Annotated in this window: 16 protein-coding genes; 6 read left to right on the top strand and 10 right to left on the bottom strand. The window is 61.3% G+C overall.

The features are described from left to right. The 4 genes from E4K65_RS31740 to E4K65_RS31720 form a co-directional block, all read right to left on the bottom strand. Positions 1–1,216, bottom strand: a 1,216-nt coding sequence (locus E4K65_RS31740; RefSeq protein ID WP_167771300.1) for an adenylate/guanylate cyclase domain-containing protein, incomplete at its 3' end; no start/stop codon positions are given. A 253-nt stretch (positions 1,217–1,469) separates the two neighbouring features. Further along, positions 1,470–1,688 carry a hypothetical protein gene (locus E4K65_RS31735; RefSeq protein ID WP_135177469.1) on the bottom strand — a complete coding sequence of 73 codons (219 nt, stop codon included), beginning with the start codon at positions 1,686–1,688 and terminating at the stop codon, positions 1,470–1,472. Between the two features lie 825 nt (positions 1,689–2,513). Then, positions 2,514–2,717, bottom strand: coding sequence for a hypothetical protein (locus E4K65_RS31725; protein ID WP_135177477.1), 204 nt, complete (start codon positions 2,715–2,717; stop codon positions 2,514–2,516). Positions 2,718–2,742: 25 nt separating this feature from the next. Next, positions 2,743–2,952, bottom strand: coding sequence for a response regulator (locus E4K65_RS31720; RefSeq protein WP_135177467.1), 210 nt, complete (start codon positions 2,950–2,952; stop codon positions 2,743–2,745). Positions 2,953–3,148: 196 nt separating this feature from the next. On the opposite strand from E4K65_RS31720, the gene E4K65_RS48905 reads away from it, so the two are divergent. The 4 genes from E4K65_RS48905 (at position 3,149) to E4K65_RS31700 (ending at position 6,104) form a co-directional block, all read left to right on the top strand. Next, the gene (locus E4K65_RS48905) at positions 3,149–3,454 is read left to right on the top strand and encodes a hypothetical protein (protein ID WP_235885797.1); all 306 of its coding nucleotides are present in this window, start codon (positions 3,149–3,151) and stop codon (positions 3,452–3,454) included. Further along, positions 3,435–3,704 carry an antibiotic biosynthesis monooxygenase gene (locus E4K65_RS31710; RefSeq protein WP_135177465.1) on the top strand — a complete coding sequence of 90 codons (270 nt, stop codon included), beginning with the start codon at positions 3,435–3,437 and terminating at the stop codon, positions 3,702–3,704. Before E4K65_RS48905 ends, E4K65_RS31710 begins: the two co-directional genes overlap by 20 nt. Before the next feature lie 213 nt (positions 3,705–3,917). Next, positions 3,918–4,856, top strand: coding sequence for a metallophosphoesterase (locus E4K65_RS31705; RefSeq protein ID WP_135177464.1), 939 nt, complete (start codon positions 3,918–3,920; stop codon positions 4,854–4,856). Between the two features lie 267 nt (positions 4,857–5,123). After that, positions 5,124–6,104 carry an ABC transporter substrate-binding protein gene (locus E4K65_RS31700; protein WP_135177463.1) on the top strand — a complete coding sequence of 327 codons (981 nt, stop codon included), beginning with the start codon at positions 5,124–5,126 and terminating at the stop codon, positions 6,102–6,104. A 141-nt stretch (positions 6,105–6,245) separates the two neighbouring features. Here the strand turns inward: E4K65_RS31700 and E4K65_RS31695 are convergent, their stop codons facing one another. After that, on the bottom strand, positions 6,246–6,551 hold the full coding sequence (locus tag E4K65_RS31695; RefSeq protein ID WP_135177462.1) for a hypothetical protein: 306 nt from the start codon (positions 6,549–6,551) through the stop codon (positions 6,246–6,248). Positions 6,552–7,021: 470 nt separating this feature from the next. On the opposite strand from E4K65_RS31695, the gene E4K65_RS31690 reads away from it, so the two are divergent. Continuing rightward, on the top strand, positions 7,022–7,342 hold the full coding sequence (locus tag E4K65_RS31690) for a hypothetical protein (RefSeq protein ID WP_135177461.1): 321 nt from the start codon (positions 7,022–7,024) through the stop codon (positions 7,340–7,342). A 376-nt stretch (positions 7,343–7,718) separates the two neighbouring features. Here E4K65_RS31690 and E4K65_RS31685 read toward each other — a convergent pair whose 3' ends face one another. The 5 genes from E4K65_RS31685 to E4K65_RS31665 form a co-directional block, all read right to left on the bottom strand. Beyond that, positions 7,719–8,315 (bottom strand): redoxin domain-containing protein, encoded by a 597-nt coding sequence (locus E4K65_RS31685; protein WP_209312104.1) that lies wholly within the window; start codon positions 8,313–8,315, stop codon positions 7,719–7,721. 40 nt (positions 8,316–8,355) lie between these two features. Then, positions 8,356–10,116, bottom strand: coding sequence for an MOSC and FAD-binding oxidoreductase domain-containing protein (locus E4K65_RS31680; protein WP_135177460.1), 1,761 nt, complete (start codon positions 10,114–10,116; stop codon positions 8,356–8,358). Between the two features lie 67 nt (positions 10,117–10,183). After that, the gene (locus E4K65_RS31675; protein ID WP_135177459.1) at positions 10,184–11,638 is read right to left on the bottom strand and encodes a cytochrome c; all 1,455 of its coding nucleotides are present in this window, start codon (positions 11,636–11,638) and stop codon (positions 10,184–10,186) included. 2 nt (positions 11,639–11,640) lie between these two features. Next, entirely contained in the window at positions 11,641–13,287 is a 1,647-nt protein-coding gene (locus tag E4K65_RS31670) for a GMC family oxidoreductase (protein WP_135177458.1), read from the bottom strand. Between the two features lie 31 nt (positions 13,288–13,318). Continuing rightward, on the bottom strand, positions 13,319–13,867 hold the full coding sequence (locus tag E4K65_RS31665; RefSeq protein WP_235885796.1) for a sugar dehydrogenase complex small subunit: 549 nt from the start codon (positions 13,865–13,867) through the stop codon (positions 13,319–13,321). Positions 13,868–14,989: 1,122 nt separating this feature from the next. Here E4K65_RS31665 and E4K65_RS31655 point away from each other — a divergent pair. Continuing rightward, on the top strand, positions 14,990–16,330 hold the full coding sequence (locus tag E4K65_RS31655; protein WP_167771299.1) for an ATP-binding protein: 1,341 nt from the start codon (positions 14,990–14,992) through the stop codon (positions 16,328–16,330). The last annotated feature ends 2 nt before the right edge of the window (positions 16,331–16,332 follow it).

The following is a 16,332-nucleotide window of genomic DNA, read 5'->3' as shown; positions in this document are numbered from 1 at the left end:
CGGTCTCGAGCGACAGCAATGCTGCGAGCAGCGGGGCCACCACGCTGACATCATTGCTCGAGAGCGCAAGCAGCGCCTCGAGCTTGTCGAGCCGCGTTGCGGCGGGGTCATCCGCGGCAAATCCTGCCGCCCGCTCCAACAGCCCGATCACCGGATGCAGCGGGCTGGTCTGATGGTGCGGTGAGCAGTAGTGGCTCAGGGCCGTATGCGCCTCATCTTCAAGTCGCCCGCGCAGCGCGCGCAGGAGGCGCGACTTGCCGATGCCAGGCTCGCCCGACAGCAGCACCACCTGGCCCTCACCCTCCTTGGCGCGCTCCCACTGCTCAAGCAGCAGGCCGATCTCATGCTCACGACCGACAAGCGGTGTCAGGCCCGCGCCGTGCAACGCCTCGAACCGGCTCTCGGCGGCACCTTCGCCGACCACACGCCACGCGCGCACAGGAACAGGAAATCCCTTTAAGATCTGCAGGCCGAGCTCGGCGAGCTCGAACAGCCCGCCAATCAGCTCTCGGGTGCGGGCAGAGATCACCACGGTGCCGGGCTCGGCCAGGGTTTGCAGGCGCGCCGCGAGGTTCGGCGTGTCGCCGACCACCGTCTCCTCGCGCGCCGCGCCTTCGCCGATCAACTCACCGACAACCACCGACCCGGTCGCGATGCCGACACGGGCCGCCAACGTTTCGCCGTGCCCCGATCCCAGGCTGTGTACCGCCGCGACCGCGGCGAGGCCGGCCCGCACGGCGCGTTCGGCCTCATCCTCGTGGGCGCGCGGATAGCCAAAATAGGCCAGTACACCGTCGCCCATGTACTTCGCCACATGCCCTTCGAATCTTCCGATCGCGCCCGCCACCGCGCTCTGATAGGTCCGCAGGACTTCGGCCATTTCCTCCGGATCGAGCCGTGCCGCGAGCGCGGTCGAGTCGACCAGGTCAACAAACATCACGGTGAGTTGGCGGCGCTCGGCCTCGGGTGCAAGCGAAGCGTTTCCAGAGGTGGCGGTAGGTACGGCCGGAATAAGGGTGGTAGCCGACATTGAGCCGGCGCGCAGTGCAGCAATGGTGGCGAGCAGCTTGCGGCGATGGCCGATCGAGACGACCCCAAGCCCGATCAGATCCTCGGCCGTTAGGTCCATGAGGACCTCGGCATCAATGTCGTTCTCCCGGAACGCCTGCTCGTACTGTCCCAGCCCCAGATCACACAGCCAGGCCCCGATATCCATGGGCTCCTCCCGGCTCTCGTCTTCAGCGCTAAGGCTGTTCCAGTCTATCTCAAAATGGCGTGCGCTGGGCGCGGTGAAACGTCACGAGCTGAGCGCGGAGGAAGGGCAGCTGTTGGCCCATCACCGAAGTGGCGGCGCACCTCACCGAGGTCCGCTCACCGAGGCATGGCAGACCAAATTTGCTCAGGTTGAGTTCTTCGCATTTTGACCCAACTGAGACATTGGCGCGGGGCTTCTGTCCCGCGTTTTGCGTTTAGGAACACGGCGGCTCTTCGCTCGCCCCGGCTGCCTCTTTGTGGATCGTGACACCCGCCGAACGTAACCCGGTCAGCAATACAGTTCTTACAGAGGCAGGATCAAATCCAATATCCTTGGCGTTTGGTGGATGTGCCTCGCTACCCTTCAATCGGAGGGCCAAGTGCAATTGCTCGCAAAGGTGCTGAACGACGAGATTGACCTGATCGTCAGTCATGATCGGCTTCTCCTGACCATCTTGCTACAGAACTAGGTAGCACACATGAAAATAGGCGGTACGCGATTGGACCGCCCAAGGATCACCCCCACGCGATGCCCATGGGCGGGTCCCCAATGGTCCGTCAATCCGGGCGGACCGGAAGTGACTAAAGGCGACTAGAACGACGCTTTTAACCCTGAGCGGACCGAGGGCTGCTCTTGCGGAATTCCGGCCTTTGGTCGATTGACTGGAATACAACGGCTTACCGTCGTCACGAAACCAGCAAGGTGGCAAATTGAAATGGCCCAGGCCGGCAGCTCGGCGGGTGGCTGAGGCTAGAGGCCGGCCCCCAACACCAACAGAACGGCACCGATTGCCATAAGGACAATGCCCGGCCAGTTCGCTCCGACCCCCAAGAATCCCACGCCGCGCCGCGTCGGCTCCAATGTATCGCCAGTGGGCCGACTAAGCGATCCCCGCCAAATAGTAGCGCGTGCCATGTACAAGATTCCGCCAAGAACGAGCAGAGCGCCAAGTCCTATCAGGACCATTCTCGCCTCCTCAATTCATAGGTGCCATGTACAACGAGTCAGGATTCAAGCGCCGGGAGGTGTGATTCGTTCCGGGCACCCTCATCCAAGCGTTTGTCGAAGGCACGAAAGCGTACGTCGACGCGAAGGTCCATCCGGACAGCCGCACCTCACTCGGACTTCGCCGGCATACGGCCCTTGCCTCCGCACTTCACGCAGCGGCCCGGATAGGTCCTGCGGCCAGGGTCGGACTCCCACGCGGGCAGGGACACCACGCCGTCGCAAGCGTCGCACCGGACTTCGATGGCGCTGGTCACGCCTCGCCCGACCCCGAGAGGATCGACGCCGGCGGCGTGGCGCGCACTGGCAGGGGCCGCTCCGCAGCCTTCAAGGGACCGGCCACCCTGGGGGCGTATCGGCCGACCAATGCCAACAGGCGGCGCCTGGTGAAGGGATCGGCCCGCTCGGCCAAAGCGCGAATGCGTTGCGTCTGTTCCTTGCAAAAGTCCTCGTCCATCACGCCACCCCCCTTACAGCGAATTTCAGTTTGGCGGCTTCAGCTCACCGGCGAGCCAGCCGACCGCGTCCGTCTGCATCGGATCCACGGCGAAGCGGACCACTTCGGTACGCTCGCAAGTCGAACACTCGAAGGTGCGCTCATCGAATCCGCGGGGGCCGGGAGAGATGCGCGCCAACGCCATCCGGTGCTTGCACACAGGACACATCGGACGCTCTTTGGTCGAGGCAGTCATCCCTCAAATCCCCGCGGCCGATCATACGCCGTCCGCAGCCGGAGTCTTCAATATTCGCGCACGAAGAACCTTCCGAGGTGCGCCAAAGGGAACGAGCCCGGTCGGCCCCGGTTGGGCCAGCAGGTTCGCGCGCAAGCGCGGCCTGCGTGGCCCCGCCCCAAGCCCCCAAAAGGCGGGGCTATGCTCGTGCGAAACGATCTTGGCCATTGCGTGCCTGTCCGCACTCGCCTTGGCCTCGCCGGTGGAAGCCAAAGGATGCATCAAGGGCGCCATCGTCGGCGGGGTCGCTGGCCACATGGCCGGACACGGCAAGCTCGGCGCCGCGGCGGGATGTGTGATCGGACATCACGCCAACGTTGGCATCAGTGCAACCCGGAAACGAATAGCTCCAAGCCGTGGCCAGTATTATGCTGGTGCTACTGGAAGTGCTGTTTCAAGCGTTCGTGGAAAGATTGTTACGACCAGTCAGGGAGGAACGTCTGATGACGACTATGTTTGTTAGACACACGGTTTCCGACTACAAGACCTGGCGGAAGGCTTACGACGATTTTGCTCCGGTTCAGAAGGCGAAGGGCGTAACAGCCGAGGCTGTCTACCGAGCAGTCGAAAATCCCAATGACATCACAGTAACTCACGAGTTTGCCACGATTGAAGCTGCGCAAGCCTTCGCGGAGAGTGCTGAATTGAAGAATGCCATGCAGAATGCGGGAGTGGCGGGAGCTCCAACGATTTGGTTTACGAACAAGGCGTGAAGTATCGATCCCGGCCAATCGCCGGGATGTTTTTGCTGTGGTGTGCCATGTCGCCTGTTGGCCCACCGCTGACGTTCAGATTTACAACTTTGTTTGTCCGCTGAGTGCACCGGAGCGGACCTCGTCTGGATCATTCCATAACTTTCAATACGCGCAGCGACGCTCCGTGGAGCTTTCGATCACACGGTTAAGGCCGCTCAAAAGGACTAGCTGGTGGACGAAGAAATTCTGCGCAAACTCGAGATCCGTCTCGGGCCGCTCCATGCCCGGCAGCGATTGGGGATTGAGAGAGATCACGAAGCTCAGGTATTTGGCCAGGGCCTCACATTTTTTCACCTTGAAAACTCATCTTGGGCCGAGTGGATCATTCGAAATGTTCTGAAGGCAACGGGGCTCTACTGGCGTGCACGACAGAATGCAGAACGCATTCTAGTCAAACGAAACGAAATGAGCTTCAAGACACTACCGCCCCCCTTTGAGGGCTTCACCATTCTCCACGTTAGCGACCTTCACGTGGACATGAATGAAGTTGCCATGAACAGGCTCGTCGAGCTGGTTGGCAGCATGCAGTACGATGTGTGCGTCCTAACAGGCGATTATCGGGGGCGGACTGTTGGGCCGTTCCAGCCCGCGCTGGATGGTGTCGCGCGAGTGGCAACTCATCTGAAACGGCCAATCTATGCCGTGCTCGGCAACCACGATACGATTCAGATGGTTCCCGGGCTCGAAGCCATGGGCATTCGCGTGCTGCTCAATGAATGCGAACCAATCGTTCGCAAGGACCAACGGATCTATCTGGCGGGAATCGACGATGCACATTTCTTCAGAGTGGACAACATCGAAAAAGCCGCCCTCTCGATACCCCGCGGTGAGTTCTCGATCTTGTTGTCTCACACACCGGAGGTCTATCGTCAGGCTGCGCATGCCAACTTCGATCTGATGCTGAGCGGACACACCCACGGCGGTCAGATTTGTCTCCCCGGATCCATTCCCATCAAGCTCGAGGCAGTGCTGCCAAGACGGATGGGGGCTGGGCCTTGGCAGTACAGAGATATGATCGGCTATACCTCCGTTGGTGCGGGCTCGAGCGTTGTTCCCGTGCGCCTCAATTGCCCGCCGGAGATTACCTTGCACCATTTACGCCGTGGCTGACGCTGGCCTGATACGGTTCATCACGTACATGAGCCTGAAACAAAAGGTCGGGAGAGAAGTAGCTCGCCGACAAAAAATGCCCAATACCCGAGGCAGCTCCTAAAACCCGACTTCCTTCTAAACCGGCCCTGTGGCAGCAGATCGACGCGAATGACCCCTAGCAGAAGAGAGGGCGTTTGCAGTCGAGGTCAGAAAGTGACCTGCACCGACGGTCAAGAGGTGGTATCGTGCGTTTGGTCGTCGTCCTCAGGCTGCTAAGAGGATGGAATGAAGCGGCGAGAGTTCATTGCGGGAACTGCGGCGCTGTTCATTTCGCCCCGCCCATCGCACGGGCAGGGTAAACGTCGTCGGCTCGGCTTTCTCGCCATAGGCGATGGAAGCGGGAAGGCCCTCAATCAAGCCGAGCTTGCGTTCCTTGATGCGCTGCGAAGCCTAGGTTGGATGGAGGGAAAAAACCTGGGCATCGAGTATCGGTTTTCTCAACCCGCAGATCGACTAAAAGATTCCGTCACCGAGTTGATGGCCCTCGGCCCCGACATCCTGATCGCTCCGGGGCCGCAAGCAGCTTTAGCGCTCCAATCCGCGACCGGCACTATTCCCATTGTATTCGTGGGTGTCGCTGATCCCGTGCAACTCGGCCTCGTACAAAGCCTGTCGCGACCAGGTGGCAACATAACGGGCATGACGACCAATGTTCCCGACGACTTCTTCGCAAAACGCCTCGAAATTCTTCGAGAACTTGTTCCCGGCGCTTTCAAAATCGCAGTCTTGGTCAATCCAGACAATCCACTGCAAAAGCTGTACTTCGCGGAAGAGATCCCGCGCATAGCCCGGAGCCTCGGCGTGGCTCTGCCTCTCGTTCCGGCGACCACGGCAGAAGAACTCGACATTGCCTTTGCCTCGGCCACCGCCCAACAAGCCGATGCGATCATTGATTTTGGAGATGCGCTCACCTATGCCCAGGCGCAGCGGATTATCGCGCTCGCGGCTAAGTATCACCTGCCAGCAAATTACTTATTCCGACATTATGCTAACGGGGGATTATCGGTATACGGGGCCGATACAGCCGATTTATTCCGCCGCGCGGGCGACTATGTAGACAAGATCCTCAAGGGTACCAAACCTGCGGACCTCCCGGTACAGAGACCAACCAAATTCGTCCTCATTATCAACATGAAGACGGCCAAAGCGCTCGGTCTTACCGTGCCGCCCTCGTTGCTGGTACGGGCCGACGAGGTGATTGAATAATAGCTCCGCCGCATTCCGTGAGTCTGGTGTTGGTCCTTCGCGCCAAGCAGACTGGTCATCTCGGATGCGGCCGAACGCGGCTGCCGTCGTCGTGAACGGTGTAGTCGTCCGGAGCGATCAGGCGCGGGGTCAGTCGAAGGCTCAGTGCTGTGTTTGATCGAGCGCTTTGAGCAACGCATGCAGAAATGCGCTGGCATGGTCGTAGCTCGAACTGCCGTCAGCCACCGCGTGAGCGCGCAGGCAGAGTTGTTCGCCCATAGTTTCAGGACCAGTTGCCTCGGCGCACTCTGACCATAGATCGAGAAGATCATCAGGAATATATCGGCTGGACACGAACAGGTGGAGCAGCCGAGACGCACCGTTGTGGTTTTCGTTGTGTTGCGCCGCGAATGCAAAGAGCGCGAACAAGCCTTTAAAATCATCACGGGATACTGCTCGCCTAGCCATGGAAATACTCCGACTGGAAACAGCGTTCAACAAATCAATTCAACAATACTAGCTGGCTTTGTGAGTCCCAACAACGCAAGGAATCCTGTCGCATCGGACCGGGAAAATATCGCAACCTAAATGCGAAGAGACCCGCTGGTCCTCAACCCTGAAGGACTGCCGGGTCGCGCCGCTTGGCAATCGCCAGCTATGAACATCGTCAGTTTGAGACGAACCGTTGAGGCAGTCTGTCCAAAAGTGAACTTACGGCGACGCGGTTGGGAAAGATGGCGGATCGGGGCCGGTCGCACCGGTTCACAGAGCTGAGAAGCTGCCCGGAAGGCCGCGCGCTGCGGACGTTGCACAGGCACCATCCCCAGGTGTCCAGTGTGTCGCCTATATTGGGGGCTGCAAACGCTCGATCACCTCGGTACTTCGCTGCCGGCCGAGTTTTCTCCATACGGCAAGGGCTTCGACGCGCGGCGATCCTGATGATCGCAGGAATATTCAGTAGCTTCGTATTCGAGAAAGCAAAGCAGGAGGGGCAGGGCATAACGGCCGTCGGCCCGGCGCTGCGATCCATCTTCAACGATTTTCAGTTCATTGCCGCGCTATTCGTTTCGCCGCTGATATTCAACTCGATCTACGCCCTTACGAACCAAAATCCGGAGTCGATGGGAGACTTCCTGCTTGCCTATCAGAACGGATTCTTTTGGCAGACTGTGCTCGCCGGCATCGCCGGGAAAGTGGGGGCCAACAAGCGCCCCGCACGATCGTCGACGCCTCGACGGGCAAGCAAAGCGAACTCTTAATCAGCGGGTCCCAGGTTCGAGCCCTGGTGCGCCCACCATTGGAAAATCCTTATTTTCCAAGACCTTCGCGGAGTGATCGCCGAGAGCAAAATGGATCTCGTGCGACGTTTTTTGTGGAAGGACGTGGCGCGGTCAGATTGCTGTGCGACTTTTCCGTTATTTCTACATCTTCACCCCATCGATACAGCGCTCAGATCCGATAATGCAGGTCGATTACTGCTCGTCGTAGAATAGGATATTAGCGCGAGCAAAACGGACAATCTGGTCTGCCCGTCGCCGTAGGGCACAGCTTGCTGCGAAACCAAAACCGGATTGGCGGTGAGCGGATTTAGGCCGACCTGTGCCCCACAACCGGAGCGGCCGGCTCCGTCTCCTTCTAATTCTGCTCGCTGAGAGTTTGAAGATTGGCTTTTCCATACGGATGGAAGAGCTCCTTGCGGCCTTGCTGCCACGCAGCCTTAAGTTCGAGCGCCGTGATGTCCCAGTCCGGTCGGCATTTTCTGCTCACAGCACGCAGATCCTGGCGAAGTTCTTCCATCGTGGGGCGTCCGAAGAACCAGTAGCCGTCGTAGATCTTGTAAATGATGAGGTCCGGCTCCAGCACGATGACGTGCGGGATCATCGGATTGTGGGCTGGGTCGGTATATTCCGCGATATCGAGGTTCTTCTGAACGATGCGTCGTGGATCGGAGAGAAAGGGCCAGTGCGCCCCTACACCGCTCCGATATTCATTCGTCTGGCTGATATTGTCGGTCGTGATCGTGACCAGTCGGCAATAGCCCACCTCCATCTCGCGATGGAGCTGCAGCAACCCTTCGGCCTGACGACGATCCTTTGGACAGTAGCCGCCCCGGCCGAGCACGACCACCATCGGATCCTGTCCCTGTAGCTCGGAGAGTTTGCGATGCTTCCCGGTGTGGTCGCTCAGCTCATAGTCCGGGAAAGCGGCTCCCTGCGTCATGTCGGATCGCATTTGAATTCTCCCTATTTGAGTGCAGTCGCGCGGCCTCCGGTCACAAGTCAATCACGACATTGCCTTCGGGGCGCGAGCAGCAGATCAGCACATTGCCGTCTGCCGGTGCATCAACCGAATCCGGGTGGTAGCCGATCTGCCCCGCCACCAGCCCGGTCTCGCAGTTGTGGCACACCCCCGTTCGACACGACCATCGCACCGGGACGTCGCAAGCCTCGGCCAGCTCGAGCAAGCTCTGAAAGGATGGCCCCCAGCGGACATTGAGTCCGGAACGCGCGAACGAAACCGTAGGTCCCGAGCCGGGAGGTCCCGCCGGTACATGCGGCGGGCGGCGTGGCGGAGCGGCAATGCCCGGGGGGCTGGAGGGGCCGGGGCCGAATATCTCGGTGTGGATGCGATCTTTGGCGACGCCCAAGGCCGCAAGGCCTGCCGACAGATCGCTCATGAAGCTGGTCGGTCCGCAAATATAGAAATCACCATCGCGCGGCAGATTCAGTTGCTCAAGCACGCGCATGTCCAGGCGGCCACGGACGTCGAAATTAACATTGGGGCGATCCGCCGGATCCGGAGAGCTGTAGCAGATCCGGCTGTGGCGGTGGGGGAGCGCCGCCAGCAGCTCGCGCGCCTCGTTGGCAAACGGATGTTCGCGGCCGCTGCGGGTTCCGTACAGCCACCAGACGTCTCGCGTCGTTGCTTCGGCCGCCAACGCATGGAGCATCGCGAGCACCGGCGTGACTCCAATGCCGGCGCTCAACAGGACGACAGGCGTGTCGCCTTGCCGCAATGTGAAGCTGCCGCGCGCCGCGCTGGCCTCCACGATGTCGCCGACCTTCAGCTCATCGTTGATATAGGTGCTGGCCGCACCATGGGCTCCCCGTTTGACGCTCACGCGATAAGACGCGGTGCCAGGCTCGCCGGACAGCGAATAGCTGCGCATCAGCGCAGAAGCAGATGTCGGCCCCAGCCGCAACACGACGAATTGTCCGGGCAGAGCGGCGGCGATGGGTTGCCCGTCTGTGGGCTCGAGCACCAGCGAAATCACGTTACGCGTCTCGCGCTCCTTGCGAGACACGCGAAGCGGACGAAACCCACGCCACGGAGGTGCCGTGCTGGATGCGAGACCGAGGCCGGCATTTCCCGTCGCCGCACCGTCCTTGCGCTCCTGCTTCAGCAAGGCCTCGAAAGAGCGGTGCCAGCCGGCGCTCAGTGCAGGGATGCGCAGTGCGCGCTCCAGTCGAGCGGCCGGGTGGCCGGGCAGGTAGAGCAGGGCGTCGATCTCGGACACGCTCATCTGTTCGGGCCCGGACGCGACGAGCGTGATCTCGTCGCCGGCCCTCACTTCGCCTTCCTCCAGCACGCGGAAATAGAAGCCCGGCCTGCCGTGCTTGACCAGCAGCGCGGCCATTTCAGGCTCGTTCATGCGGATGCCGAGCCGGTAACAAGTGACGCGCGGCTGCGTCACCTCGAATACGGCTCCGCCGATCCGGTACCGGTCTCCGATACAGACCGCTGCATCCGGCAGGCCATCGACGGTGAAATTTTCTCCGAACTGCCCGTACACGAACTCGTTCCTGCCGAGGTGGCGTTCCCAATACCGATAGGAGTCGAGCTGATAGACATAGACGGCGCGCCGCTCACCGCCGTGGCCGCCGAGGTCCCCTTGTCCGTCGCCGTCAATGTTGAGCCGGCGCACCATGCGCGGCCCCTCGACCGGCGTTTTCCAGATGCTGGTATGGACGGTTTTACCTTGCCAGACGATGTCCCGCGGCAAGCCCACATTGACCGACAACAAGCGTCCCATCGTGTTGCTCCTCACGACGATCACCGTACTCTCGATCCGGAACAGAAGCCTCGATCGACTGTACCCGCTATGTGCATGGCGCCGTCCGCTTGGCACGCCAGGCGGCAGCTCCTCGCCTCCGGATGATAAAAAGGGCCGCACCCAAAAGCACGATGACCGCCGCGGCTGCCATGCCTCCGCGGGCGAGCGCGAGCAGTGGCGAGGAAGGGCCGCCCCAGCGTACCTCCGCGACCTGTTGTTCGGTGATGATGGTATCGGCCGACCCATAGTGCGTGAGCACGTAGTTGCCCAGCGCCGCGATGTTGCGATCGCTGAGCGGATTGGCGTCGGTCGGGTGACCGCCGAAGCCCGGCATGAAGGCTTGTCGTTCCGACGTGGTGCGGTTTACGCCATACAGGATGGTCGCAATGAGGTTGGTCGCGTTCCTCGCTCCGGTGGCCGAGTTCGAGAACAGGCTCGGGTAGTAGCCATCCTTGCTGCCTTGACCCTCAGTCGAATGGCAGGAGGCGCAATTGCCTTGAAAGAGCTCCGCGCCGCCGGGATCGGACTCGCTATCGGACCTGATGCCGTCACGCCCGCGCAACTGAGCGAGCGCGGAGGACATCTTCCCGGCCGAGAAACGGGAAACCCGGTCGGCCGGATCGCGAACGACCGGGATAGTCTTGATATACGTCGCGATAGCGTCGAGGTCTGCGGCAGCAAGGTGCTGGAAGCTATCCTCGACCGCTTCGCCCATGCTGCCGGCTGCTTGCGCTTTTCCGGACAGGTGTCCCGTGTGCAGATACGCAATGAGCTCTTCCTTGGTCCAGCGCCCAATGCCGCTGATCGGATCCGGCGTGATGTTTGGCGCGTACCAGGGCCCGACCTGCGCGCCCGACAAGGCACGGCTATCCTCCTCTTGCATGAGAAGGCCGCGCGGCGTGTGGCAGGTGCCGCAATGCGCTGCGCCCTGCACGAGGTAGGCGCCCCGGTTCCATTCTGGCGATTGATTTCGGTCCGGCACGAAGGGTCCCGAGTCCAGGAACAACAGATTCCAGGCGATCATGGAGGCACGGATATTCATCGGGAACGGAAGGCTCGTCGATGGCGGGCGTTGTTCGACCGGCTCTACTGCTCGGGTGAAGTACAAATAGAGCGCGCGGACGTCCTCTTCGGTGAACTTGGCATAAGATGTGTACGGCATCGCAGGATAGAGGTTCGCGCCATCGCGCCGAATGCCGCGCCGGAGCGCCTGCGAAAACTCCTCCTCCGTGTAGCGCCCAATTCCGAAATCCGTCGACGGTGTGATATTCGTCGAATAGATGGTGCCAAGCGGCGTGCCGATGGGCAGTCCGCCCGCGAAGGGTTTGGCGCGAGGTGCCGTATGGCAGGCGGCGCAGTCAGCGGCGATTGCCAGGTATTCTCCGCGCTTGATCTCGGCGGCCGCTTGATGGGGCGGATCGGCTGCACGACAATTGCCGGCGAGCGCGGTAGCAGCGAAAATGATGAGCAGCGCGCCGAGGTGGGGGCTGGGATTGCTCATGGTCAGCCGTGCTTCAGTTGATTGACGATCGCGTCCGCGGCCTTCAGCGCCAGCGCTGTCATGGTGAGTGTACTGTTCGAAGCCGTCGCGCTGGGCATCGCACCGCCGCCAGGCAAGAACAGGTTGGGATGATCGTGCGCACGACAGTCGGTATCAACCACCACCGTCGCCGGTTCGGTCCCCATGATACAGCCGCCCATGATGTGGTCGCTGTTGAGAAATTCGGGAGACAGCTGGAACTTGGTGGCGCCGAGTTCGGCTGCCAGGCGTCGCAGTCGTGGTACGGTGTATTCCTCGGCACTTCGACGCACATAGTCGCCGACATCGTAATGGATGTTTGGTTTATTGATGCCGAGCCAGTCCTTCTGGCTGGACAGCGTCAGGCGGTTATTCGCCGAAGGCAGGATCTCATGCTCGACGGTCAATCTTGCGGTACAGGCGGAAAGCCGCCGGATCTCTGCATCCAGGGCCTTGCCCACCAGGCCCTTCTTCAGCGCGGCGGCCGCGCCGAGCGGACTACGGGCGAAATTCTCCATACGGAACATCGCGCCGGCATGGCGGCCGCGGAAGTCACCTTGCGTGGTATTGAGAATGCTGCTGCTCTGGACCGGCCCGACGCCCGTCCAGAGGGGCTCCTGCAGCTCCAGCTCCGCTGTGAGCTTCGGCTGATCCATCATGTTGCGACCAACCTGATCGGAGCTGTTCGCCACGCCGTTCGGGTTGCGTTCGTCCTTTGACAGCAACAGCAGCTTTGGCGTTTCGATGCCGTTGCAGGCAATCACGAAGAGCCGGCCGGTCACCCTGTGCGAGCGCTTGTCTGGATCGAAGAAGTGAACCGCCTGGATCGAGTTCTTCTCGTCCGTCTCGATTCGATAAACGACCGCATTGGCCAGAATTTTTCCGCCCTTGGCCTCGATCTTCGGTAAGGCCGTCGCCGCATCATATTTCGCGGCGATCGGGCATACTGGAAAACAGTTGTTGTTACCGCAACACGCTGGCCGGCCGTCATAGGAGACGCCGCTGTTGCGGGCCTGGGGTGCGGGCAGGTTGATCATCCCGAGTTTCGCCGCGGCCTCTGTGAAACGATGCTCACCCGGACCGAAGGGAATTGGGCCCATGGGATAGGGCTTTGAGCGCTTTCCATTCGTCGGCCACTGCAACATCGGGTCGGATGGACCGCTGACGCCGATCGCGTATTCCGCGCGTGTGTAGTAGGGCTCGATGATTTCGTGGCCGAACGGCCAGTCCCGGCCGACCCCGTACAGGCTCCTCAGGCGCATGTCCTCGGGCGTTAGACGCCAGCAGATTCCGGCCCAGTGCCAGGTCGCGCCGCCTGCGTAGCGGACGTAGCCCTGCAGATAGGCGCGGGCATTCGGCCCTTCCAGTTGAAGATACTGCTCCTGCTCGCTGGCCGTGCGGGTTTCGAGGTGCGGCGCCCATGGCTTCGGCGGGTACGGCGCATTCCAGTGAAACAGACGCAGGCTCGGCGGGAGGTTGCGGAAATTCTCGACGATTCGCCAACGATCGACGCGAGGCCCCGCTTCGAGCATCAACACGGACAGACCTGCATCAACAGCCTGTTGCGCGATCAGGCAACCGACCACGCCGGTTCCGACGACGACGATGTCCGCGCTGTGGTCGTTTGCCATCTGAATAACTCCTCGCTCGCGAGCATCGCATTCAAAATTCTGGCATGTTGCTCAGTGGAGGCGCATCGGCCGTCCATCGGTTCGGCCCCGAGATCGCATAGGAGGGAATGGTCATGACGTCCCTCGTCGGCCCGTACATGAGCGCGTACTCATAGGCGAACACCTCGGCGTCGGGAGCGCCCGTGACGACGCCGAGATACCAGGCGGAAATGATCGCGAGTGCAGTATCTTTGAGCGGACCATCTGGTACGTCGGCGAAGAAGTCTTCGACAACGCGCGCGTTCTTAGCTCGGGCGATGGAAAGGAGGCCGTCAATTTGCTGCAACAGCGCAGGATTCAAGGCCATCATCGCAGCGCCCATGCGGCTTCCGATCTCTGCTTTCAGGCGGTGGGGGACCAGCAGAGATGAAATCTCCATGAACCGCGCCGCAGCTTCATCGGACCACAAGGCCGGCGCTGCAACGGCCGGCAGCGTTGGCAGAGCGGCAATCGCGCCAAATAGCAGCCCGCCGACCAACACGTCGCGGCGGCGAGTGAGACTGAAGGCCGTGGGACAGTCGTCCGGGTAGGAATCGGACATATCCGTACCTCTCGCTGTTAGCATTGTGCTGCAGGCCCGTTGACGCCGATCACCCGCCGGCGCATCTGATCGATCTGATCCGTGATGTGATCTCTCCCGCGCAAGTCAAATTCGCAAGGAGAGTGCGCGGCTCCCGCTGCTCGCAGCCAGCGTGCGGGCCAGTCTCCACCTGGGGAATGTGAAGCGGGCCCTGAGCGATCTTCCGGGAGGTGGTGCTCCCATGGGCCCGTGCCGATCTCACCCAGCTTCGCCAGCAGTGTGCTTGCGGCCGGACCTGACGAATGCGGGTTCTGTCCCGTGATCAACTGGCCGCCGCTGGCGACGGGGGCGCCCAACCTTTCGAGCCTCAAGATGTCCATGACTCTCGCCCTTTGCCTCGTTCGGATGGATCTTCAGCCGAGCACGATGCGTGCCGGCGCGAACTCGCTCGAACTCGTGACGTTCCTCGTTACTCATGGCGGCACTCTGTACGGGAGGCCGGCTGTTAGCACGTTATGCGTTGTTAGACTTTGCGAGTGGACGCCGCGCGTACAGCTTCCCGTATTGCCCTGCGTAGACATCACCGCAATGCCAGGAGCAGTCTGCAGCTGCATCTCCGCCCGGCTGCCGAGTCGCGCACCTTCGAGGGACGCGAGTGCCTGCTGCGTCCAGCGACAGAACTCTAGAAAAAGTTGCCCGGCTGAGACAGCTCAAGCGCGGAAGCAATGGTGTTGGCGACAAGCTTGTCGTCCCCGAAGCGGTGCAATGGGTGCCGCAAACGTTGGTCTTACGCGTCAAATTGGGCTTAGAAGAGAAAGGCTTAAAGGATATTCGGGAGGTTCGGACGTGATGCGGTTGCGTCAGGCGGACACCGTCAATCGCTTTGCATCATAACAAAATCTTGCAACGTCTAACGAGCCAAAGCCGGCCGCCTTACGCAGGATGGCGTGGGTGAAGACGTATCTCGAGCGGGGAGGTGAGATGTAGCGTGACAGTTGTGACGCCCGCGCCCGGCGCTGGGTCGATCGGATAAGCGGGCTCTGCCTGTCAGGACATTGAAGCATCGGGCCTGCACTGTGTGGCCTGCATTTTCGGGCGATTTGATCGAAGGGGCCCCCGCCTTGAGGGGCATGGGTGATCTTGGTGAACTGCGACACGACCAAACCAGTTGCACGGCCTGTTGCTCCCCCGGATGCCTTTGCTTTCGGGCCCTTCCGCATTGTTCCGAAGGAACGCCTGCTCGAGCGCAATGGTGCGTCCGTTCCCCTTGGCAGCCGCGCGTTCGATCTGCTCTGTCTGTTGGTTGACCGTGCCGGCGAAGTCGTCGGCAAAGCCGACCTTATCGCGAGGGCTTGGCCCGGCCTGACGGTCGACGAGGGCAGCCTGCGCTTCCATGTCGTCCAGCTGCGCCGCGCTCTGGATGACAGCAAGGGTGGCGAGTCCTACGTGGTCAACGTTCCCGGCCGCGGGTATTGTTTCGTCGCTCCGGTTCACAACGCGGCGATGCCGATGCGATCGAATCCGCGTGATCTGGCGGCCAATCAGCGGGCTCAAGGGCTTCCTCCCAGGCCGAGCCGGCTCGTCGGGCGTGATGCGGCGGTCGTCATGCTTGCCGAGCACCTGACCGAGCGCCGCTTCGTGACCCTCCGCGGCCCAGGCGGCATCGGCAAGACCACGGTTGCCATCACGCTTGCGCATGAATCCGCCGCCAGATTCAGGGACGGCGTCCAGTTTATCGATCTTGGCACTCTCAGAGATCCGCATCTGGTCGCAATCGCAGTTGCATCTGCGCTCGGCCTGCTCATTCCGGTTGGCGACCCCACGCGTCGGCTGATCGAAGCGTTGCGCGACCGCGAGCTTCTGTTGGTCCTCGACAATTGCGAGCACGTGGTTGACGCGGTCGCGCGGCTTGCGGAGGCGATCCACATGCAAGCACCGGCGGTTTCCATATTGGCGACAAGTCGGGAGTCGCTCGAGGCCATGAGCGAGTTTGTGGTTGAGCTCGCTCCACTTGAAATACCGCCGGAAGATTTTCCGGATGGATCGGACATCAATCGATATTCGTCGGCACGGCTCTTCACGGAATGCGCGGCCGCGGCAGGTTGCAGCCTTGCCCTGAGCAGTTGTGAGGGCGAGGTCGTGGCTCGCATTTGTCGCAAGCTCGATGGGATGCCGTTGGCAATCGAACTGGTTGCGAGCCGCCTGTCGGCGCACAGCTTGATTGAGATCGACGAACTCATCGAAGGACGATTTCGGCTTGCCTTGCCTGGGCGACGTACGGCCCCGGAGCGGCACCAATCGCTGAGCGCGGCATTGGACTGGAGTTATGACCTCATCTCTCCAGCCGAGCGGAGCCTTCTGCAGCGTCTCAGCGTCTTTCCTGGCACGTTCACACTCCAGGGGGCGCGCGCTGTTGCCGGCAGCCCGAGCGAGCGCGGGCCATTCTCGACAATCTGGAGCAACTGGTCGCAAAGTCGTTGGTGACG

This window comes from Bradyrhizobium niftali (assembly GCF_004571025.1).
GTDB lineage: Bacteria > Pseudomonadota > Alphaproteobacteria > Rhizobiales > Xanthobacteraceae > Bradyrhizobium > Bradyrhizobium niftali.
Note: the sequence above shows the minus strand (reverse complement) of the source record. Positions and strands in the feature narration are given on the sequence as shown.